The following is a 22,328-nucleotide window of genomic DNA, read 5'->3' as shown; positions in this document are numbered from 1 at the left end:
CTGAGCTGAAAAAGCGCAGGGGCCGTCTTATGCTTTTTTCAGTACAGCCGTGAACGGCAAATGAACGGCTAATGAACGGTTAATGAACGGCAAATGAACGGCAAATGGAATTGTGACAACTTAGCTACTGCCCATAGGGAAAGGCACGATAAAATAGCCGACATTTTGGGTGTGGCAAGGCCTGATTCGATGAGCATGATTTGCCGTACCCCTGTAAGTAAGGGGCACATCCAGGAGCAGACCGGGGTAAATATCCACCCCATGGGGATTACTTCTTTGAATTGTCTATTCCGATTGAAGGGTTTACATTACTTTTGATCTTGTTTCCATAATAGTCTCTTTGACCGTTGTCTTTAATAACCAAACCTGCGCTTTTAAGTGGTGACTTAGGTTCCAACTTGTAGCCCAGAGGCGATCTTCCGGGATCCATTAATCCTGGATTTGTAAGAAAAGGATACAGGTCCGGGAATTCTGCAGGTGGGGTTAGCCCGAAATAATTGTTGTGACTGAATGAGACATTTGTCGAATTCCCAAAACTGTAGGTAGGGTTTTTCCCCTTGAACATGAAGATGTTATTATTGAATGCAGCACCATTGGGGTAAACAGTCCAGCGATTAAGCTTAACGACAACTACGTCGTTGTAATGCTCGTCGGCGTAGAAAACATTATTATAAACCTGTAATCCTTCTGTCCGGCCGGATATGTAAATTCCCTGCCGGGCATTATTTTCTATGATATTATACCTGATAATGGTTCCCAGGTTAAAGTTGGAGGGGTTTGCTCCGACACCGGGCCCGCCAGTTGCGGTAACACCCCCCAAGCCATTATTGTGCAGATAATTAAACTGTATTAAAGTATGTTTTGTACGATAGTCGCTGTCGATACCACGTGCATCAGAATCTCCTTCATTGTAAACCGTGTTCTTTGCTTCATTGTACTGGTAAACTGTGCTATCGGTACTAAAGTTAAATACGGCATTACCTGAAATTTTAACTCCGCATGAATCAAAAAGATTGCTTTCTATAAGCGCCTTGTTGGCAACACGAACAATAAGGCCATTACCGGCAATATTTCTAAAGATGTTTTTTCTGATCACTACGCCAGTGTTAGGAGTCCAGTTATCTTTTATGCCATTGCCTATGTCATCGCCGAATTTACTGTAAGCCAGCCGGTCATCCCAATCGGAGCGAAAGTTAAATCCAGTACGTCCCAGTTTCTCAAATGTGGAGTTCTGAATCAGAACATCATGGAAATTGCTGCGAACTTTGCTCCCCTTAGTATAAAACTGCACTCCGCCATGATACCGGCTTTGGTCAAGCTTGCCTTCATCCTTTGGAATATGGGTACTGTTAACATTAAAAACCCTGATATTATCAAAATGAATATGGCTTAAGGTGCCGGCATTTTCATTTTGGATATAAATACCATCAAATACATCTTCTTTACTTACAACTCCATTTCTGAAATTGGTCACTGCCAGGTTGCGGAGTTCGAAATGTTCTTTATTATAAGCCGCTATAGCGTATTGACCCCCTTCACCATCTAAGATGGCCGGGCTTCCAGAGCCATAGCTCTCGTACTTCAGGGGTTTGCCAGCGGTTCCTGAGGAAATCAGCAGGGAGCCTTTGAAAATCTGCCCGGCTCTGAAGAATATCTGATCGCCCGGGCCGAAAGTGCTTTTACTCACTTTGTCCAATGTTTTCCATGCGGTATTTGCAGAGAGCCCTTTATTACTATCACTGCCTTTTAAGGCGTCAACATAATATTTCTCACAATATCCTGATTTAGCTAAGAGCAAAAATATCGGGCAAAGGATTACATGTCTAAAAAATGGTCTCATAAAGTAATTAAGTTAAAATATTTATCTATCGTTTTCTGAAGGCTGTTTCAAGAACTACCAAACGCCTGTCGCCTGTATAGGTCATCGATACATTGCTGGAATCTACGGGTGAGTCTATGCTTACCTTTTCGCCCGGTTTCAAAGTTTTACTGATCTCAGGCAGCCCGTTCACTTTAATTTTCATTACCACCGGTTCTGTACCTGGATTCCAAACAAGTGAGCTCGCTAAATTTTGTCCTTCAGGTATCCTGCACCAGAATTTAGCTGTTCCCTCTGTCGACGTTTTATCTGTAAATTGTGGCTGTCCACCGAAAGTCTGCACATACGGACCCCAAGGCCTCCTTCCATTTGCAACATACTGGATACCCGGTCTTGTATTAAATCCAGACCTGGCACCCCCGGCGAGCTGATAACCCTCTTTGGTTACTACAATGCCGCGCGTAAAAGACGGAGGCAGGCGAGGCGTAGAATTTACAAGAAAGCCACTGTAGACATCAGTGACAATACCTTTTTCGGTTTCGTATTCTCCCCAGATAATAGGGGCGGTAATAAGCTGATAAGGCTCGTGCCCGCTTGCAGAATTGCTGTAGCTCAGTAAATTAAGAAATAGCCTTGCTGCAACCGGGTCAATGTCTGTCCGGCTCGCGAGGTCAAGCCCGCAAAGCACGATGCTTCCATGGCCGGAGAATTGTTCTGCCAGTGCGATAGATTGGAGACCAGAAGCAAAATTTGCCAGGATAGCCGTATGACCAACATCATTAATTTCCTTGAGCATGAAGCCATTTGTCACAGGCTGAATAGCTGGCATTCCTTTTTTCGTTTCATTCCAGTCTGTATAATCAGACCATACTTTAAGATTCTCACGACTGATGCCTGCAAATACCGGGTGCTCTGGCCGCTCAGGATTAACATAGTAACCATTACTTGGCGCTTTTGAAGAAACCGGATAAACAGGGTTATCAATGTCTACATTGTTGTTCACCAGCGGGTTTGCGAGCAGGGAGTTTAGATTCGCGATATGAGAACTGTCCTGACGAAGGGTAATTATCCTGCCTCCTGAGGTCATAAAGCTTTTGATCGAACCTGCGCTTTCGGAAACCGTTTTGTCTGCCGCGTTTTCACCAATTAATAAGACGCTTCCTGCAGGGATGTTATTCAGTGCGGAGATTTCTTTAAACCTGACATTAAGTTTTGCAAGAGATCTTTTGGTTTTCCCCTCGGGGTCATAAACTACCAGGTTTTCCGATAAAGCTGGGATTGTTCCTGCAAAACTGTTGCTGGCTATAAAAAGCTTATAAAAGTTCTGGGAAACAACTTTTCCATTGCTGATGACTTTTCCGATAAGCTGGTAGTTCCCTGAGGTTAGATCTTTCGGAATACGGATACTCAGCTTTTTCTGTGCGGTAGAATAATATGGAACGTTTGCTATACTGGTGCTGTCAGAGAATACGACCGCATGGGTTTTATCCTTCAGTTGATAAATTATTTTCGCATTGATGACGTCTTTAAAATCGTTGTCATCGTTGATAATATGGGCGATAGGATTGATTACCGAACCAGCAAAGGAATTTGGTGTCCAGCATTCCCAGCTTAACAGTATTGGCTGATATGAGATTTTTACCTGGTCAGTCACAGGCTTAGGGTTCATGTCAGCAAACTTTTCAATAGTATCCCAATTATAGAAGAGAATGGTGAAGGGAAAGACTCCACTGAGATCAGGGTTTATTGCTCTTAGCTGTCTGAAGCTTTCTGTAGCTTGCCGGAAATTAAAGCTCTGATGTTCATCAGCAAGCCTCGATTGGAGATCCTGGCGCTCATGTCCTGTCCATGCGAGTTGGGAGCTGGGGTTTTTATGTGCCGGAGTTAGATTATAACGTCCATCCGGCCCAGTATAATTGCCCACACATTCAGTAAATGTAATGGGCATACCGTTCTTCGGGAAGGGAATAATTTTAGAATTGTCGCGGATGTTAAGGAATGTGAATGGCGAACTGTAGTACCATCCCCAGTACCGGTGGATATCAATTATATCGCCGGTTTTGCCATAGCCGTAGCCAGCATTCGCTATATAAACCCTCGTTTCATCCCATTTCTTTAATTTGTTATAGGCATAGTCCAGAAATTTCTCCCATTGCCGGGCCCTTTCGCCGGCAAATGGTGTTTCATTTGTCATAGCGTATACCATCAGGCTTGGATGATGGGCAATGAGCCCAAGTTTTTTATTTTCATACCATGACACTCCCTGATCGTAATCAGCAGGGAATCCGCCGTCCGTTTCCTCGCTTACCTTTTCCGTTACCACAACCTTTTCACCCTTGGCTACTGTACCTCCGTAGTTTCCTCCAAATACCATCATGCCAAGCTCATCGCAGACATCAAACCATTCTTCCGCATCCGGGATGCGGATTATGTTGACATTGATACTTTTCATATAAGTCACGTAGTCTAAAGCAAATGCACGGCTTGTTTCCAGTTTATCAGGAATTCCCCTTCCCGGAGGATTAATAGCAATCCCGCGAAGGAAGATCGGCTTTCCGTTTAAGTAAAGACTGCCCGCTCTCCGCTCAAAGCTCCGGAAGCCTGCACGCTCTTTTAAGGAGTTTTTTAATATACCCTTGCTATATTGAAGGAGAGTTACTTCATATAAAGCCGGATTATTCGGAGTCCACAAAACAGGTTTAAGGTCCTTGACAGTAAATGCCAGATAATTGCCCTCATTTACTGCCTTTTCAGAACTAACCGGACCTGCCCATAAGGTTTTGCCGTCCTTCAATGAGCGGATCTGCACCTTAAACGTATTTTCCGGTGCAGAGCGGTAAGCTCCATCAACAACAAGCCGGATATAATCTGTACCAGTGAACGGAGTAATATTGAATGATTCCTGTGCCAACGCAGGGAGGATAGTAGTTAGGATTATCGTTATAATTGAAATTAGCTTTTTCATATTTATTGGGTTTATTATATATAGTAGCTCTTCTCAGTTGTCCTTGCGAGGAAGCACGACGAAGCAATCTCTTGCTAAACATTTAGAGATTGCCGCGCTTCGCTCGCAATGACACTCAGTCCAGCAAACTCTGGTTAGTAAGCCCATATTTTTTCGTAAACCTTGCGTAATCATTATTCCCAGTAAGGATAACAACCCCTTTGCCCGCATTCGCTTCAAGGAAATCAACCAGTTTACGCACTTCGGTAAATATCTGTTCCTTTGGAATCGCTGCTGCCCGGGAATGCTGGATATTCAGGTCAAAACGGATGTACTCAAATACAAGAAGCAAACGGACAAAATTGGCTTTTACTTCCGGATCTGTTGAAATCTCGCTGGCTGATCTCAGCCTTGCCATCTCCGCATGGATCGAATTCTGAGCTCGCTTAATTGCCTCTGGCGACTTTAGCGTTGAAAATGGTATGCTTCCATAGACCGGAACTGTCTTTTCAATAAGCTGGTAAGCGTTGCGTGCTGTTTCCCACTTCTTACCGTATCTGTTCTTATAAAAGATCGCTGAAAGAGAATCCACATTGATGCCCGGATCCCAGGCAAGTTTAGCCAGAGTGTAGTGATTTAGTTCGTATGAAAACCAGTCGCCTTGTTCTGCATAACAGGAGATGCCGCTCATAGGAACGCTCTTTATCCACTGCATATCCTTCTGTAAATAGTGCGGGCCAATGTTAGCCAGCGAGCGCCATGCCTGCTTGCGATAATACGAGTAGAAACTAATGTTACCGGGGAAGCTTTTTCGCCAGGCCATTATGGCTTTGACGTATTCGGCATTTGTGGGTGCTGAAGGATCGTTGATCTGGTATTCAAAGCTTTGGTCAATAGGGCAAATCTCGACCAGTACATCCTTGTCCAGAACTTCTTTATCAGAAGGGAAAAGGGCAAATGAATACGCAATGATCTCAATTTTAACATCCAGACCTGCTCTTTTCACTGCTGCATTTAGTTTGTTTGTGAGCCTTATCTGCCGGTCTTGTGCCGTTCCATACTTTTTCCAATCCGGGCAATCAGCCCAGCGGCCGACATCGGGAGGCCAGAGGTCAAATATTTCGATCTCAGGATGGGACTTAAGGTAGTTAACCACATTGGTTAGGAAGTAATCGACAGCTTCCGGATCTTCGGTATTGAAAACCAGCCGGTCGGAAGGATTGTAATTGCAGGTACTGTCTTTGCCAAACCATTCCGGGTTCCTTTTGAATAATGTGCCGCCTTCCATTCCTGCGTTTAAGAAATTCTGATAGCCATGACCGCCAACTTCAATACTGACACCTCTTTTCTTCATCCCGGGAGTCAGATCAGCGCTCCATTTCTCCCATTTTGCTTTCCCCATTTGCAGCCGTAAGGTGTTGTATCGCACTTTCGGCATCCATTCAATCAGTTGCCTGAGATTCTCAACGGTATTATTCCTTGCTCCGGCCACATCCAGTTTCCGGTATTCCAGGGCAGGTGTCTCTGATATTTTTCCGTTGTAATTAAAGGACAATTCTTTTTTGAGCGGGATTATTTCAGCCTTCCCTTTATAATGATCAAAATCCGGCGCAAGCCAGACACACCCAAGCCGCTCGAGGAAATCGTAAACGGCGTATAGGACTGCTGCATCGGAGTTACCCTCAAGGATCAAACTGTTTCCGCTTTCGCGGATATTGTAAGCTTCCCTGGCATCGCGTGAAGCATTCCGCAGGATGATAGAAGGTTTATTACCATTCGCACCATTTAACAATTTAAACGTTGATCCGGTTAGCTTTTGGAGATACTTAACCAGTTCAAGTCCTGCAAATTTTTGGCTTGTACTTTCATTTTCCGGAATAACTACATCGAACTTAGGTGTTCCCTTGCTGTGAATAATAATCGTCCTTTGGGCAGCAAAAGCAGTATTTGATACAATCAGCGATATCAGACATAACAACCCTATCGCCTTTACAAAAAAGCGAATGCCTGATGTAGTCATTGAAGAATCTGCTGAAAGTGACTTATTAGCTAACATGCTCAAAATTGGTTATTTTCCTTTATACCATATTTCCAGTTGAGCTGCGGCCTGCCCCTCTTTCGAGGATATCGAAATCGTGCGGCCCTTATCCTCATCATCTCCCATTTGGCGGGTTTCACGCACCATGATGAATGTATAAGATTCTGCTGGATGATTTTTTAGAATATCAGTGACATCAAGATAATGATCCATTTTGGTGCTATTGAAAGCCAGTTCACCAGCCACGAATGCAGTTCTTCCAACTTCTTTAATGAAGCCCTCATTGTTTAGTTGGGGCGCGTTGCTCCAGTTAATGCCTTTTTCGTCCCACTTTGCGCCAGGGACTGCGTAAACATGAAAACGCATTGTAGCTGTGTCCGTGGCATTCCTGCCATTAACTTTCAAAAGTGCACGGGAAACTCCCGCAGTATTCTTCGCTGGGCTAAAACGGATAAACGCTGCCTGGTTATTATCGGGCCTCGAAGCATCAAGGGCTATCTTGAGCTCTTCCATGGTTCCGTAATTCTGTGGGCTGTTTTTTCCGCCGCTTACTGTTGCATCCGCCACAGCTTTAAAAATTTGCTTTGTTGTAAGACCCTTCGGAATGGTTAGCAGCATGACACTTTGCGGCATCAATACGATATTAATCTTTTTATTTCCCGGTAAGCTTTGAACCCCGGTTACCTCGCCATATGAATGGTGGCTTACAGATTCAATAGTCACTGGGACACCTGTAGCTATACCAAGGCTGCTCAAGTCCAGCGAAATTCGATCTGCGTAGGAGCCACGTTGTACCAGCCATATGTAATAATTGCCTGCTTTAGCGTCGTAAGATGTCATTACATCCAGATTCTCATCATTTTTGCTGATGATAGAGGAATATAAAGGCCTCTCTTCTTTGAATCCTTCTGCGAAAAGGCGAACAACCTCACCGGTACGCTGTATCCCGGATACATCATAATTCTCGGTATCTGACGGGCCATCGCCTTCTGCAAATACTTTAATTTCACGGACTTTCAGCACACCCGGGTCATCCGAGATAAAGCGCACGCGATTGGTTTCCACAGGCTGTTTAAATTTCCTGTACAGTTGGGCATATTTATTAGCCTTTTCAACCGTTCCCGGGATATCTTTCCATTCGCCATTGCTATAATACTGAAGGCTGAAATTTTTGATACGATCCGGACTGGTATAAACACCTCCCGCAGATCCCGTATAAACTATGGAGCTTCCTATCTTTTTTGATGATCCAAGGTCAAATTCAAGCCACTTTTCTGTGGCCGACGAATCTGATTTCCATGACGAGATATCAGATTTCAAACCATCTGTAACCGCACCCGCTGCCGAATTGTTATAGCTTTTAACGGGCCTGTTCTCAAGAAGATTTTTGTACGCATCCTCGATGATCCTCTTTCCCTGCCAGGTGAAATGATGGCCCGATTTGATACCCATGCTATACACGTCAGACGTAGTGTTGGCAAATTTAAAGGCCCACATTCCATATGCTCCATTTCTGGTATTGTTAGAATATATACCTGCCCATTCAGTGAACAGAGATGGTGAATCCATCGTCTCTTCTTTATCTATGAGATAAGCATTCATCCATCTACCGATCTCGGTGTAAACGACCGGTATTGTAGTTCCTGAAGGATGATTATCAGAGATGATCTTACTTATTTCCTTGACCCGGTTGGCATAGCCGGCCGCGGGAGAATTATATGAATGGGTTGAAAACAAGCTGATTAGATCGTGATTTACTGGTTTACCATGATAATCTGTGCGTACGTTTTTGGCTATTGCTGTCCACCATTCAGGATTGTTGCCGGCAGTTACCGGTCCTACCATTTGGGCTTTTAGGTTTTTACCATACTTTTTATTTACATCGGCTATGGCAGAAGTCAGTGCGTCGGATACAATTTGCATCGCACTGATCCACTGGTCTAATTTCATCGGGCCAGAATTGCGGTGATTGGGCTCATTCTGCAATGCGAGCATCGTTACATCCCCTGTTTTAGCCATGTAGTAAGCCAGTGCATAAAACCGTTGCCATTGCTGCCATTTATTACTCCATAAGTCACTAAAGTCGGTACCGCTAACCTGGACAACCGGATCGATTTTTAAGCGTTTAAGTTCAGACAATACATAATCCAGGACCATCGGATTTGTGCTGGACTCCTCAGGCTTTTTGTATAACGGAAGGAGAATATCCCACTTGAGGAATTTATTATTTTCAGGATTGTTGCGCAGTTCCATTTTACGCTTATCGAAGTCCTCAACACTCGAGATAGCTTTGTCTACCTCAACCGCTTTAAGCGGAACATATGAGTTCAAAGAAGTCCAGATCCGAAGGCTGTTAACTCCGGAATACTCTACCCATCCTGAAGCGTTACTTCCCGGCAGATAGTATCCCTGGTTGTAGCCGACATATTTCATGCTCTTGCCAATAACCTTATCTTCTATTTTTATTGAAATATCCTGATCAGCGGCAATAACAGATTTTTTCTCGAGCCCGGTAACATTAAGAACCGGCGCGGCGCGACCGGTTTCAGTGCCGAAGACCTGTAATTCCATAATATTGATGGGTTCACCATCGTCGCATACAAAACGAAGCCTAAACGTATTAATAGCTGGAGAAATAGAGAATTTAACTTCTGTTAAACGATTTTCATGAACCTCAGTATTGGGGATATCGGTCCAGTTGGCATCATCCCAATACTGAAGCTTGAAATTCTTTGCTGAGAAGAAGCCGGCAGCCTGGGAAAATTCAGCGGCTGATCGCTCAGAATCAGGGATGCCTGTGTGGATTACAATCCCGCTGATATTACAATATTCTTTAAGATCGATTTCCAGAATATGCGGGGGCCTGACATTGTCTGACATCCATTTCGAATTCCGGGTTATCTTGCCGTCAACTACATTATGGACAGGATACTGCGGATTCTCAGAATTTGCCGTCACTGACTTCCCGAGCGCCAGGTTTTTTTGTTGGGAATAGACCTCTGATATTGTAAACAAGCATGAAAATGCTATCCATAACCAATGCAACCTGGTATTTGATGTTTGTGAAGAAGTTTTTAACGAAAAGTTATATTGGAACAGGCAGATAATATTTTTTGGCGTCATATGAAACGTGCGATAAGATTAGGCAATTGTTTTCACAAGGTATACAGATGTTCAAAAAGTGATACAGGCTAAATGAAACAGAAGTACATTACAAATGAACACTGCAACCATACAGTTCACCAGCCTCAATTTAAGATTGGATACTTTGACGTTTTTCCAGAAATCTTTCTGACGCATTTCGCAGGTACATTTGCTATATATGACCTGTAGTTATTGGGTAGCGTGCTGTTAACTTTATTCAAATGTTAATCATGAAATCTTACATAAAAGAAAGATCAAAGTATTTTGCAAATCTGCTGTTCATAGGAGCGGTTCTGATTGTTGTTATCCTTTGTGTCTTTATCTATATGATTTAACGGTTCCGTGTAAACAGATTGAGAAGTATGATAAACGCTTTTGTAAATTAACGTATGAAACCTGCTCATGCAAGCCCTGCCTGCCGGCAGATTAATTGCCATTAAAAAAAACTAAAAAGTATGAAACAATTTTACAGAAATTGGATTGGGATCTTGTCACTGCTCCTCCTGGTATCATCGCAGACCGTCGTGTTTGCCCAGACCAAAACGATCAGCGGAAAGGTTACCGACGAGAAAGACCAGACTTCATTGCCTGGCGTGACCGTAACTGTCAAAGGAACAACCAAGCGGGCTGGCACCGACGGCGATGGTAATTACCGTTTGGCGGATGTGAGTATTACGGATATACTCGTATTTTCTTATATAGGATATAGCAGCAAAGAAGTTTCTGCTTCGAGCGCGAACGGCACAATCTTGAATGTAGTTCTTAGCACGGATGCAACTAACCTAAATGAAGTGGTAGTTGTAGGTTACGGTACGCAGAAAAGGAGCGATATAACAGGGGCGGTTGCATCAGTTGATAAGAAACGGCTGGAGAGCCTTCCCAATACGAATTTCGCACAAGCCCTACAAGCTTCGATCCCCGGTTTAAGCATTGACCAGAATGCCGGTGGTGCCGAAGGCAATAATTATACAATAAGGATTCGCGGAAGGAATTCGATAACTGCAGAGACAGCACCTTTGATCATTCTTGACGGGGTTCCCTACAACGGAAGCATTTCTGATATCAATCCTCCTGACATTGAGTCTATCGATGTGCTTAAAGATATTTCCGCAGCAGGTATTTATGGCTCGAGAGGAGCCAATGGAGTAATCCTTGTAACCAGCAAAAAGGGTGCGCGTGGAAAGCCAGTGATATCTTATGATGGTTTTTACGGCCTTCAGAATATCGCTAATCTTCCTCCAACGCTTACTGCGGAAGAGTTCTATAATTTTAAACAAACCAGAGAGCCAGGCTCAATTACTTTAACAGAACAAGCAGTTTACGACTCTAAAAATTTTCCTGACTGGCTGGGCCTTACTACTCGTCAGGGATCGAAAAGCCAGCATACACTCGGAGTATCAGGCGGTGGAGAAAGTTCCAGGTACTACCTTTCAACTACTTATCTTGATATAAAAGGGATAGCCGAAAATGATAATTTCAAAAGGTTGTCATCCAGGCTGAATCTTGAGTCCAATGTTAAAGAGTGGTTAAGCTTGGGCACTAATACCCAGTTGTCATATAATAATCGTGACGGGTTACCTGCATCGTTTGATGGTCTGACGGGAGCTTATAGGTTTAACCCCCTCACGACTCCATTTAATGCAGATGGGAGCCTTACCATTTATCCATGGGACGCAGACCGCTTTTTTGAAAACCCTCTGGCACCTACTATAGCGACAAATGATGATAAGAATTACAAGATTATTACAAATAATTTTCTGGATCTAAAACTTCCTTTTATTAAAGGTTTAGGTTACAGGTTAAACACCGGTATCGAGTATACGATAAGGAATCAGGATACATATTTCGGTGTGAACACCCGGACAGGATTACTTACAAAGGGGGAGTTAACATCCGTAGATAATAATAACCGTAATCTTCTGGTTGAAAATATTCTCAATTATAACCGCACGCTTAAAAAGCATACAATAGGCGTGACCGGTCTATATAGCTGGCAGGAGGATGTATTGAGGCAGGATAGAGTTGTTGGTACTGGGTTTCCGAATGATGTTCTTACTTATTATCAGATGAACGTGGCATCGGGTATCCTTCCGTCAGCTGGCCAATACACTGGCAAGACCCTTATCTCTCAGATGGGACGTATAAATTATTCCTATGACAGCAAATACTCACTTACTCTGACTGGCCGCCGAGATGGATTCTCAGCATTCGGTAATACTAAAAAATATGCTTTCTTTCCTATCGCTGCATTAGCCTGGAATATATCTAATGAAAAATTCCTTGCAGATAATAAATTTATTTCAGCGCTCAAGTTGAGGTTATCCTACGGTAGTATTGGAAACCAAGCTGTTGATCCGTACTCAAGCCTTGCTAGATTATCTACTAGAAGTTACGTGGATGGAGTTAATTCCGCTCCGGGGTATGTACCAACATCACTAGCTAACCCAGACCTGGGATGGGAAACCACTACTGGATTTAACGCCGGTGTTGACTTTGGATTTCTCAAAGGCCGAATTCAGGGGGCTTTTGATGTATACTCTAAAAAGACCAGAGACCTATTATTGCTGAGACAAATATCCTCTGTACATGGCGTGAGTTCGGTGCTTCAAAATATCGGTGAAACGTCTAACAACGGGATGGAGTTAGGTTTAATCAGCACAAATTTTGAATCTGCCAAATTCACTTGGTCTACAAATGCAACAATTTCATATTACAGGAATAAAATATTGGACCTGTATGGAGATGGAAGGGATGATGTTGCAAGCCGCTATTTTATCGGGCAACCCATCGACGTAAACTATGGATTAAGGTTCGGAGGTGTTTGGCAAACTGGGGATGATTTTTCAAAATCACCACAGGCGGGTGCAAAACCGGGTTATGCGAAAGTAATCGATGCTAACGGAAGTGGGAAAATCGAAACTGATCTTGACCGTACCATCAACGGCAGCAGGCAGCCCGATTTTATCTGGGGGTTAGGTAATAACTTTAAATACAGGAACTTCTCCTTTTATGTCTTCATGCAAGGAGTACAAGGTACTAGCAGGAATAATCCCTTGCTATCCGATGCGGTTCAATCGCGTGTACGGAATAATACGACTAAGAAAAACTGGTGGACTCCAACTAATCCATCTAATGAGTTCTACATGAATTCTCTCAATGCAAATCTCCTTGGTGTAGGAATATTACAAAGTGACAGTTATGCAAGGCTAAAAGATGCATCGATTTCTTACGATTTGCCAGCGAAATTGCTCGGCCAGATTAAAGTAAGCAGATTGAAAATTTATGCGAATGCCCGTAATTTATTTACGATCACTAAATGGACGGGCACAGATCCGGAGCTAAATACACAGGAAGATATTCCCTTACAAAGGGAATTTATTTTCGGACTAAACATTGGCTTGTAATAAATTAAATATAGTTATGAGAAAATTAAATAAAATAGTGATAGCCCTGCTTATAGTTACCCTATTCCACGGTTGTTCGAAAGATGCATTGGTAGAAAACTCTCCAAGTGTAGTACTACCGGAAAATCTGTATGTGAATAAGGCTGGATTTGATGCAGGTATCAATGGTCTATACGATCAGGTGCGCCGCTCAAGATCGGGTAACACCTTAGGTTCAGTTGGCGCTATGATGACCGGCCCGGCCTATGTAGGAACTGATAACGCTTATGCTAATTGGAGGGATGGGCTTGAAGACATCTACAACAATTGGGGCATAATAAATAACGCCGCCGTTGACCATTTTAGACTTGAATGGGCTTGGCTGTATGAAACAATTAATGCCGCAAATACTATTACTACCAGAGCAGAAAATCCGAATATTAGTTGGTCAGCAACTGATAAAAACCTTGTTCTTGCTGAAGCACGTGCCATCCGAGCCTGGTCGTATCGTCATTTAACCTACATGTGGGGTCCGGTACCGTTAACTCTTACAGAATCGTCCGGAAGTACAATTAAAACAGATTGGGTAAGAGCGCCGGTCTCAGAAGTTCAGGCCGCAATGGAAGCTGACTGGTTGTTTGCAGAACAACATCTTCCGGTTACCTCAACCCTGAACGGAAAGATTCTTAAAGGAGTGGCACAGCATTATCTGGCTGAACTTTATTTAGCTCAAGGGAAAGACGCCCAAGCGAGAGATATGGCTTTAAAAGTTACAACCAATAATAATTACAGGCTTGTTACTGCACGATATGGCGTGAAAGCAACCCAACCAGGTACTCCATTTACTGATATGTTCTTAGATGGTAACTCCAACCGCGCCCAGGGAAATACGGAAGCACTTTGGGTGTTACAAGCTGAGCTAAATGTAATTGGCGGTGAGCCAAACAACGTGATGCGTCGTTACTGGGTAAACCGTTACTATTCCTTTACCCAGGGAGGCAGGAACCCATTCCTTGTTAGTGCTGAATACGGCGGTCGCGGAATCGGACGTTACGGGCCTACAAAATGGGCACTAGGTATTTACCCTGCCGGAGATGACAGAGGCTCAGATTTTGCGTGGAGATTTAATTATGCAATTAATAATCCGGCAGGAATTCCCGCTGGTCTTAAACTGGGGGATATCATTCAGCTAGATAGAACTTCAAATGAAAAAACGGTAAATGCTAACTGGCCGCATACCCGCAAATGGGATTATGCAAGCCCTGTGGACCCTAATGTCGATAGAGCGTATAACGACCAGGTTTATCTGCGTTCAGCTGACACCTATCTGCTGCTTGCAGAAGCGCAGATGAAGACAGGAGCACCTGGCGACGCCGCAACCACCATCAATGTGCTCCGTAATCGGGCTAAAGCTCCAACAGTTTCAGCTGCTCAGATCAATCTTGATTTTATATTAGACGAGCGTTCGCGTGAACTTTTCTCAGAGGAAGAAAGAAGATACACACTATTACGTACAGGAAAACTGCTGGAAAGGGTAAGACTTTATAATGTCTTAGCGAGGACTACAATTGCAGACCGGGATTTATTATTTCCGATCCCGCAAAGCGTTATTGATGCGAATTTGACACTGAAAATGCCGAATAATCCGGGTTATTAATTGGGGAGATTTTGTTTTAGGCCCCCCGATAATTCGGGGGGCTTTTTTAGAAGTCCAGCTTTTGCCGGGACCTCAGTTTGATCGAACTTCATCGGAAGCGATAAAAGAAATGCTTTCTTTTTTATATTAGAGGTCTAAGTTCAGCTATGCATATTAGAATTAAAAACTTCCTGACCGTTATAATTAGCTTGTCTTCGATCACATGCCTTGCACAGCCTGATAGCAATTTTCATTTATACTTGCTCGCCGGCCAGTCAAACATGGCAGGCAGAGGAGAGATCTCCGAAAAATATAAAGACCAGGGAAACCCGCGGTTATATGTCCTTGATAAAGACAATGAGTGGGTAGCAGCTAAGCACCCCCTGCACTTTGATAAACCCCCTGTGGCTGGTGTAGGGCCAGGACTCAGTTTTGGGATAGAGATGGCAAATGCAAATCCCGGCGTAAAGATAGGGCTTGTGCCGTGTGCGGTTGGAGGGACATCCATTAATGTCTGGGAACCCGGTGCATCCGACAAGGCGACTAAAACTCACCCTTATGACGATGCATTGAAACGTATCGAGGAAGCAATGAAGTCAGGAGTATTTAAGGGGGTTATATGGCATCAGGGAGAATCAGATAGTAATCCAAAGGCAGCCGCCGCCTATTATGCAAAACTGGCGAAGCTTATAGAAAGAGTTCGGATTATTACCCGGGATCCGAAGCTTCCATTTGTGGCAGGGGAATTAGGAAGGTTTAAAGAGCAATATGCTACAATCAATACAGTCCTGGAAAAACTGCCCGGGATGGTAAAGTATACTGCTGTAGCTTCCTCAAAAGGCCTAGAACACAAAGGAGATTTAACGCATTTCGAATCTGCCTCGGCGGATAAGTTAGGAAAAAGATTCGCCAGCAAAATGAAAGGCCTGCACAAAAAAGGAGCGAAATAAATCAATGGGAAAACTTAGAATATCATTAATCTTTGCGATCCTGGTTAGCGTACTATCAGCTCAGGCTAAGGTAACTTTGCCCTCGGTGTTAGGCAATAATATGGTGCTTCAGCAAAAATCGCAAGTGGCGCTTTGGGGAAGTGCAAAATCGTCAGCGAAAGTTAGCATCGTTACGTCCTGGAATAACAAAACCTATTCCGTAACTGCAGACAGCAAGGGGACGTGGCTTGTAAAAGTTACCACTGGTACAGCCGGAGGCCCGTATAGTATTACGATCAGCGATGGTGAGAAATTAATTCTAAATAACGTCTTGCTGGGTGAGGTTTGGGTGTGTTCCGGACAATCCAATATGGGGATGGCTCTTAGAGGTAATTCTTCCCCGATTATTAATTCCAATCAAATAATTCTCACTGCCGATAATCCTTCTTTGCGATTATTCAAAGTTGCGACGGCTACATCCTTGAGTCCAATGACTGACACAAAGGGACAATGGGATGAGTCAAATTCAGCCACTGCCCGGGAGTTTAGTGCTCTGGCTTTCCAGTTTGGACAGATATTGCAGAAAAAGCTTAAAGTGCCGGTTGGCCTTATTCAGTCGGAGGTGGGTGGTACCATGATCGAAGCGTGGATGAGCGCAGAAAGCCTTAAGAATTTTCCTGAGGTAAAGATCCCCGCAAGTCTTGACACAGTTAAAGCTCCTCATAAAGAACCGACGACGCTATTTAATGGTAAAATTGCCCCGCTTCTGAACTATGGAATAAAGGGCTTTATCTGGCTCCAGGGAGAATCAAACAGGCATGAGCCGGAGCTCTACAGCCGATTGTTTCCAGCTATGGTTGCTGATTGGCGCAAGCTGTGGAACCAGGGTGAGCTGCCGTTTTATTATGTGCAGATAGCTCCCTTTGGCAGTACTGACAAAACGCGGAGTGGTGTGCTTTTACGTGAAGCGCAATTAAAGGCATCCAGTATCATTCCAAACTCAGGCATGGCATCCGCAATGGACGTTGGAGTGGAAAATGACATTCATTTTTTCGATAAAACTAAACCGGCTGAACGTTTAGCGTACCTTGCTTTAGCAAAGACATATGGCATACAAGGGATCGCTTATTCCGGTCCGGTGTACAAATCGATGGAGATAGATGGAAATAAAGCTATATTAACTTTCGATTTCGCGGGATACCTTACCTCGTATCGTAGACCATTGACACTTTTTGAGATAGCCGGCGAGGATAAAAAGTTTCATCCTGCGTTAGCTACAATTAGTGCCGGAAGGATTACAGTACGAAGTGATGCGGTAAGTACGCCTGTGGCGGTAAGATATGCCTGGAGAGAATGGGTCGTGGGGGAACTATACAATAACGATAACCTTCCGGCATCATCTTTCAGAACGGATAATTGGTAAGTCTAAATATGAAGTTTATATCCTTATATATTTTCTGTTGTTTGATGACATTAAATACCCGTGCTCAGAAAGTCGTTAGTGATCAGCTGGCTCAAAGTCATAAGATCACTAAACATCAGGTCATTAAATTATGGCCCGGAAAGGTCCCAGGAGAAACAGATGCAAAGCATCCTGCAGAGTTATATTCTGATACCAGCAGGAACGTAAGGCGAATAACAAATATCACTGATCCTCATTTGACGGTGTATGGCCCAAAAGGCACCTCAAATGGTGCGGGTATTATAATCTGTCCTGGCGGCGGATATAGAATTCTTGCAATAAACATCGAGGGTGAAGAAGTTGCAGCTCATTTTACCAGCAAAGGATATACTGTTTTTGTACTGGAGTATAGAGTGCCTCAAAAAAGAGAGGGCGCATTACAGGATGTCCAGAGGGCAATTCGAATTGTAAGGAATCGAGCTGCCGAATGGAAACTTAATAGCGATAAGATCGGCCTGCTCGGCTTTTCAGCTGGCGGACATTTATCGGTGATGGCCGCAACCAATTTTACAAAACAGACTTATGACCATGTCGATCAGACAGACGGTATTTCTCCTCGCCCGGACTTTGCGGTGCTCATTTATCCTGCATACACGGCAAATGGAGCCAATAAACAGGAGCTCAATCCTCAAATCACGGTGACGAAGGATATTCCGCCTATGTTTATATTTTTTACCGCTGACGATCAGAACGACCTTCCACTGCCACTCGCAAATGCATTACGCGAGCAGAAGCTACCCTTTGAGTTTCACATTTATCCGAATGGCGGACATGGGTATGGACTCCGGTCAGGTAATATAGCAGCAATGGCATGGCCCGGACTTGCAGAAAAATGGCTTACAAACACATTAAGAATTAAATAAGAGACAATGCAGAACAAGTTTTCATTAGAAGGAAAAGTTATCGTCGTCACCGGCGGTACAGGAATTATAGGCCAGTCATTTATAAAGGGCATAAGCGAAGCAGGCGGTGCTGTGGGAATTTTAGGAAGGAATGAAAAGGTAGCAAACGATCGCGCTGAGCAGGTTATTAGGCAGGGTGGACGAGCGATCGCGCTTATTGCTGACGTGCTGGATGAAAAAAGCCTGGAGACAGCTAAAAGCAAGGTTCTCGATAAGTTTGGTAAGATCGACGGCCTGGTAAATGCCGCCGGGGGGAATATGCCGGAGGCCATTGTTCTTAAAGAGCACGATATTTTCAAGATGAATATGGATGGGATGAGGAAAGCGGTGGATCTGAATTTATGGGGGACATTAATCCCTACGCAGATCTTCGGGGAGGCAATGGTTAAGAATGAAGATAAAGGAACTATTGTTAATATCTCATCTATGGCCTCTAAGCGGGTGATCACAAGGGTCCTCGGGTATAGTATGGGTAAAGCTGCAATCGATTGCTATACTCAATGGTTTGCTGTTGAAATGGCTAACCGCTTCGGCGACAAACTCCGGATGAACGCAATTGCCCCGGGATTTTTCTTAACTGAACAGAACAGGGCTTTGCTTACCAACCCGGATGGGTCTCACACCGAAAGAGGTAATCTTGTACTGAAACAGACACCGTTCAAACGGTTCGGTCATACTGATGAGCTGATCGGAGCACTGGTATGGCTTCTTAGCGATGCCTCAGAATTCGTAACCGGAACCGTGGTAAATGTCGATGGCGGCTTCTTCGTTAATAGTGGAGTATAAATATGAAGGAGGTTCCGGCTTTCGCCGGAATGACAATCGATTGGGGGTATATAAGAAGATTCCGGCCTTCGCCGGAATCTGAGTTTTTAATTTATATCGCAACAATAATGACCAAAAAGTAGCACTGTCATTGCGAGCCTGCCTACCGCAGGCAGGCGCAGCGCGGCAAACCAACAACTAATAACCAACAACTAATGAAAAACTTCCTCGACGACGATTTCCTTTTAACTACCGATACTGCTAAAACGCTATACCACAGTTTTGCAAAAGGTCTTCCTATTATTGATTATCACTGTCATCTGCCCCCTGACCAGATAGCTGAAGACCTGAATTTTAAGAATTTAACCCAGATCTGGTTATATGGCGATCATTACAAATGGCGCGCAATGAGAGCTAATGGGATCCCTGAAGAATATATTACCGGAGACCGTTCCGACTACGAGAAATTTGAAAAGTGGGCTGAAACGGTTCCTTATACGATCAGGAATCCTTTATATCATTGGACACACCTGGAGCTAAGACGATATTTTGATGTATATGACATCCTTTCGCCAGCAACAGCAAAAAAGATCTATGACGAATGTTCGGAAAAGCTGCAGACTCCTGAATACTCCGTCAGGAATCTTATGCGCAAAATGAAGGTTGAGATGACGGGCACAACCGACGATCCTCTTGACGATCTGGCTTATCATCAGAAAATTAAGAAAGACGGATTTGAAATAAAAGTTCTTCCATCATTCAGGCCTGATAAAGCAATGGCAGCCGATAATATTCAGGCTCTTAATGAATATATTCAGAAGCTTGAAGGATTAAGCAAAACCCGCATCCTGAATTTCGGAGATTATTTAAGCGCATTAAAGGGCAGACATAACTACTTCGCAGAAAATGGCTGTAGTGTTTCAGACCATGGCCTTGAGCAATTTTATGCGGAAGATTATACCGATGCTGAGATCGACCTGATTTTTAAATCGATCCTGTCTAATGAGCCTCTAAGCCATAATCAGGTATTGAAATTTAAATCGTGTATGCTTTTCAACCTGGGCTTATGGGACCATGAAAAAGGATGGGTGCAACAATATCATGTGGGTGGTCTGCGCAACAACAATACCCGTTTGCTTTCTAAAATTGGCGCCGACGCCGGCTTAGACTCGATAGGAGATTTCTCTCAGGGCGTAGCAATGACACGCTTCCTTAATAAGCTTGACATGCAGGATCGGTTGGCAAAGACCATCATTTACAATCTTAATCCCGTTGACAACGAATTGATCGCAGCAATGACCGGCAATTTCAATGATGGGACGGTAGCTGGTAAAGTTCAATTCGGCTCGGCCTGGTGGTTCCTGGATCAGAAAGACGGGATGATCAAGCAACTCAATGCCCTATCTAACATCGGTTTGTTGAGCCGTTTTGTCGGGATGCTCACTGATTCCCGGAGCTTTCTCTCCTATCCTCGTCACGAATATTTCAGGCGGATCCTGTGCGATCTCATAGGTAAAGATGTGGAGAATGGTGAACTGCCGGATGACATCGAATGGCTTGGTAAAATAGTAAAAGATGTTTGCTACTATAACGCTAAGGCGTATTTCAATTTTAATTAATGTTACTTGTTAGGAATTTAATAAAAACTTATTATGAACGAAAAAAAAATTGGTAATTACCGCTGGACAATATGTTCCCTGGTGTTTTTTGCAACCACCATCAATTATCTTGACAGACAGGTCATAAGCTTACTCAAGCCAATACTGGAGAAGGAGTTTAATTGGACAGAATCTGACTATTCTAATATTGTTATTGCTTTTACGCTGGCTTATGCGCTGGGTATGTTGGGAGTTGGTCGTCTCATAGATAAAATAGGTACCAAGCTGGGATATGCATTTTCCCTGATATTATGGAGTATTGCCGCAATTTTGCATGCTTTTGCTACAAGCACCTTCAGTTTTGCGGCTTATAGAGCCCTTCTGGGTGTTTCTGAATCCGGGAATTTTCCCGCCGCTATTAAAACGGTAGCCGAGTGGTTCCCTAAAAAGGAAAGGGCACTTGCTACCGGTATTTTTAATTCGGGAACAAACATCGGAGCCATTATTGCCCCGATCGTTGTGCCCTGGATAGCAATTAATTATAGCTGGCAGATGGCATTCATTGCTACCGGTGCCGTTGGTTTTCTCTGGCTGATCTTCTGGTTTACGATGTACGAAATTCCGGCAAAGCATAAAAAGCTTTCGAAGGCTGAATACGATTATATCCATAGTGATAACGAAGAAATCGCCGTGGTAAACGATAAGGAAGAAGAGCCAAAAATTTCCTGGCTTAAGCTGCTGACGTTCAAACAGACCTGGTCATTTGCTGTCGGAAAATTTCTTACTGACGGGATCTGGTGGTTCTTCCTGTTTTGGTTACCTGCATTTTTGATAGCAGAGTATGGACTTGTTGGAATGCAGGTCAGCTTCCCTATTGTGTTAGTATATACCATGGCCGGTTTTGGAAGTATTCTTGGCGGATGGCTGCCGATGTGGTTTGTAAAAAACAAGGGCTGGACTATTGTTCGAGCACGGAAAACGTCGATGTTCATTTATGCGCTGTTCCCTTTGCTGGTGATATTTTCCCAGTATGCGGGCAGTTTTAGCATGTGGTTTGCCGTAATTATCATCGGTATTGCATGTTCTGCTCACCAGGCCTGGTCTGCGAATATTTTTACTACTGTTTCTGACATGTTCCCTAAAAATTCAATCGGATCTGTTATCGGCATAGGTGGCATGGCCGGTGGGTTCGGCGGTATGACTGTTGCTAAGCTCGCGGGCAAGCTATTTGACCATTATAAATCCCTCGGCCACATTGAAACTGGTTACTATATTATGTTTTTCGTGTGCGGACTAGCGTATCTTCTTGCCTGGTTCATTATGTTCCGCTTATTGATCCCGAAAATGACGCCGATAACTGCCGGACGGCAATAATTATTATTTATGAGTTTGCAAAAAAGGATTGATTCCATATTTGTTACGGAGAAGGAAATTCCAAAACAGTTCGCGTTGGAAAATGAAGTCCACCAGACTGAATATTTGTGCAATGGTGAAATGAGAAGCTGGAGTGGTGAAGTTCATACTGTACTTTCACCTGTTTGTGTTGCCAGCGCGCAAGGGTTCGAACGTAAGGTAATTGGTACTTATCCATTGTGCGATGAAAAAGAAGCGCTGGAAGCCCTCGACGCGGCCGTAGCAGCTTATGATCATGGACGCGGAGAGTGGCCAACCATGAGCGTTAACGAAAGGATCCATTGTATTGAGCAGT

12 protein-coding genes and 1 pseudogene are annotated in these 22,328 nt (G+C 43.8%); 9 read left to right on the top strand and 4 right to left on the bottom strand.

The features are described from left to right. Positions 1-268 precede the first annotated feature (268 nt). The 4 genes from WKF69_RS02530 to WKF69_RS02515 all read right to left on the bottom strand — a co-directional run bounded on the left by WKF69_RS02530 (position 269) and on the right by WKF69_RS02515 (position 9,816). Positions 269-1,840 (bottom strand): right-handed parallel beta-helix repeat-containing protein, encoded by a 1,572-nt coding sequence (locus tag WKF69_RS02530; RefSeq protein WP_340379301.1) that lies wholly within the window; start codon positions 1,838-1,840, stop codon positions 269-271. Between the two features lie 25 nt (positions 1,841-1,865). Beyond that, positions 1,866-4,784 carry a glycoside hydrolase family 2 TIM barrel-domain containing protein gene (locus WKF69_RS02525; RefSeq protein ID WP_340379299.1) on the bottom strand — a complete coding sequence of 973 codons (2,919 nt, stop codon included), beginning with the start codon at positions 4,782-4,784 and terminating at the stop codon, positions 1,866-1,868. Between the two features lie 115 nt (positions 4,785-4,899). Then, on the bottom strand, positions 4,900-6,819 hold the full coding sequence (locus WKF69_RS02520) for a DUF4838 domain-containing protein (RefSeq protein ID WP_340379297.1): 1,920 nt from the start codon (positions 6,817-6,819) through the stop codon (positions 4,900-4,902). Positions 6,820-6,831: 12 nt separating this feature from the next. Further along, positions 6,832-9,816, bottom strand: coding sequence for a discoidin domain-containing protein (locus tag WKF69_RS02515; RefSeq protein ID WP_340379295.1), 2,985 nt, complete (start codon positions 9,814-9,816; stop codon positions 6,832-6,834). Positions 9,817-10,400: 584 nt separating this feature from the next. On the opposite strand from WKF69_RS02515, the gene WKF69_RS02510 reads away from it, so the two are divergent. The 9 genes and pseudogenes from WKF69_RS02510 to WKF69_RS02470 form a co-directional block, all read left to right on the top strand. Continuing rightward, positions 10,401-13,349: a TonB-dependent receptor gene (locus WKF69_RS02510; protein WP_340379293.1), complete on the top strand. Its 2,949-nt coding sequence runs from the start codon at positions 10,401-10,403 to the stop codon at positions 13,347-13,349. A 16-nt stretch (positions 13,350-13,365) separates the two neighbouring features. Further along, positions 13,366-14,985: a RagB/SusD family nutrient uptake outer membrane protein gene (locus tag WKF69_RS02505; RefSeq protein WP_340379291.1), complete on the top strand. Its 1,620-nt coding sequence runs from the start codon at positions 13,366-13,368 to the stop codon at positions 14,983-14,985. Positions 14,986-15,131: 146 nt separating this feature from the next. Continuing rightward, positions 15,132-15,914, top strand: coding sequence for a sialate O-acetylesterase (locus WKF69_RS02500; RefSeq protein ID WP_340379289.1), 783 nt, complete (start codon positions 15,132-15,134; stop codon positions 15,912-15,914). A 4-nt stretch (positions 15,915-15,918) separates the two neighbouring features. Continuing rightward, complete coding sequence (locus WKF69_RS02495) at positions 15,919-17,316, top strand: sialate O-acetylesterase (protein WP_340379287.1); 1,398 nt, start codon at positions 15,919-15,921, stop codon at positions 17,314-17,316. A 44-nt stretch (positions 17,317-17,360) separates the two neighbouring features. Then, positions 17,361-18,218 carry an alpha/beta hydrolase gene (locus WKF69_RS02490; protein ID WP_340379285.1) on the top strand — a complete coding sequence of 286 codons (858 nt, stop codon included), beginning with the start codon at positions 17,361-17,363 and terminating at the stop codon, positions 18,216-18,218. A 6-nt stretch (positions 18,219-18,224) separates the two neighbouring features. Continuing rightward, positions 18,225-19,043 (top strand): SDR family oxidoreductase, encoded by an 819-nt coding sequence (locus WKF69_RS02485; protein ID WP_340379283.1) that lies wholly within the window; start codon positions 18,225-18,227, stop codon positions 19,041-19,043. Between the two features lie 194 nt (positions 19,044-19,237). After that, on the top strand, positions 19,238-20,641 hold the full coding sequence (gene uxaC / locus WKF69_RS02480; RefSeq protein ID WP_340379281.1) for a glucuronate isomerase: 1,404 nt from the start codon (positions 19,238-19,240) through the stop codon (positions 20,639-20,641). A gap of 33 nt (positions 20,642-20,674) precedes the next feature. Next, a complete protein-coding gene (locus tag WKF69_RS02475) occupies positions 20,675-21,994 on the top strand; it encodes an MFS transporter (protein WP_340379279.1) in 1,320 nt (439 codons plus the stop codon). Between the two features lie 9 nt (positions 21,995-22,003). Next, positions 22,004-22,328: pseudogene (locus WKF69_RS02470) on the top strand (NADP-dependent glyceraldehyde-3-phosphate dehydrogenase); the annotation flags it as partial.

Source organism: Daejeonella sp. (assembly GCF_037719425.1).
Lineage (GTDB): Bacteria > Bacteroidota > Bacteroidia > Sphingobacteriales > Sphingobacteriaceae > Daejeonella.
Note: the sequence above shows the minus strand (reverse complement) of the source record. Positions and strands in the feature narration are given on the sequence as shown.

Excerpts from the sequence above, each read along its gene's own strand:
- WKF69_RS02495 (WP_340379287.1), top strand. The coding sequence starts at position 15,919 with ATGGGAAAACTTAGAATATCATTAATCTTTGCGATCCTGGTTAGCGTA.
- WKF69_RS02520 (WP_340379297.1), bottom strand. The coding sequence starts at position 6,819 with ATGTTAGCTAATAAGTCACTTTCAGCAGATTCTTCAATGACTACATCA.
- WKF69_RS02490 (WP_340379285.1), top strand. The coding sequence starts at position 17,361 with ATGACATTAAATACCCGTGCTCAGAAAGTCGTTAGTGATCAGCTGGCT.
- WKF69_RS02485 (WP_340379283.1), top strand. The coding sequence starts at position 18,225 with ATGCAGAACAAGTTTTCATTAGAAGGAAAAGTTATCGTCGTCACCGGC.
- WKF69_RS02510 (WP_340379293.1), top strand. The coding sequence starts at position 10,401 with ATGAAACAATTTTACAGAAATTGGATTGGGATCTTGTCACTGCTCCTC.
- uxaC (WP_340379281.1), top strand. The coding sequence starts at position 19,238 with ATGAAAAACTTCCTCGACGACGATTTCCTTTTAACTACCGATACTGCT.
- WKF69_RS02525 (WP_340379299.1), bottom strand. The coding sequence starts at position 4,784 with ATGAAAAAGCTAATTTCAATTATAACGATAATCCTAACTACTATCCTC.
- WKF69_RS02475 (WP_340379279.1), top strand. The coding sequence starts at position 20,675 with ATGAACGAAAAAAAAATTGGTAATTACCGCTGGACAATATGTTCCCTG.
- WKF69_RS02500 (WP_340379289.1), top strand. The coding sequence starts at position 15,132 with ATGCATATTAGAATTAAAAACTTCCTGACCGTTATAATTAGCTTGTCT.
- WKF69_RS02505 (WP_340379291.1), top strand. The coding sequence starts at position 13,366 with ATGAGAAAATTAAATAAAATAGTGATAGCCCTGCTTATAGTTACCCTA.
- WKF69_RS02530 (WP_340379301.1), bottom strand. The coding sequence starts at position 1,840 with ATGAGACCATTTTTTAGACATGTAATCCTTTGCCCGATATTTTTGCTC.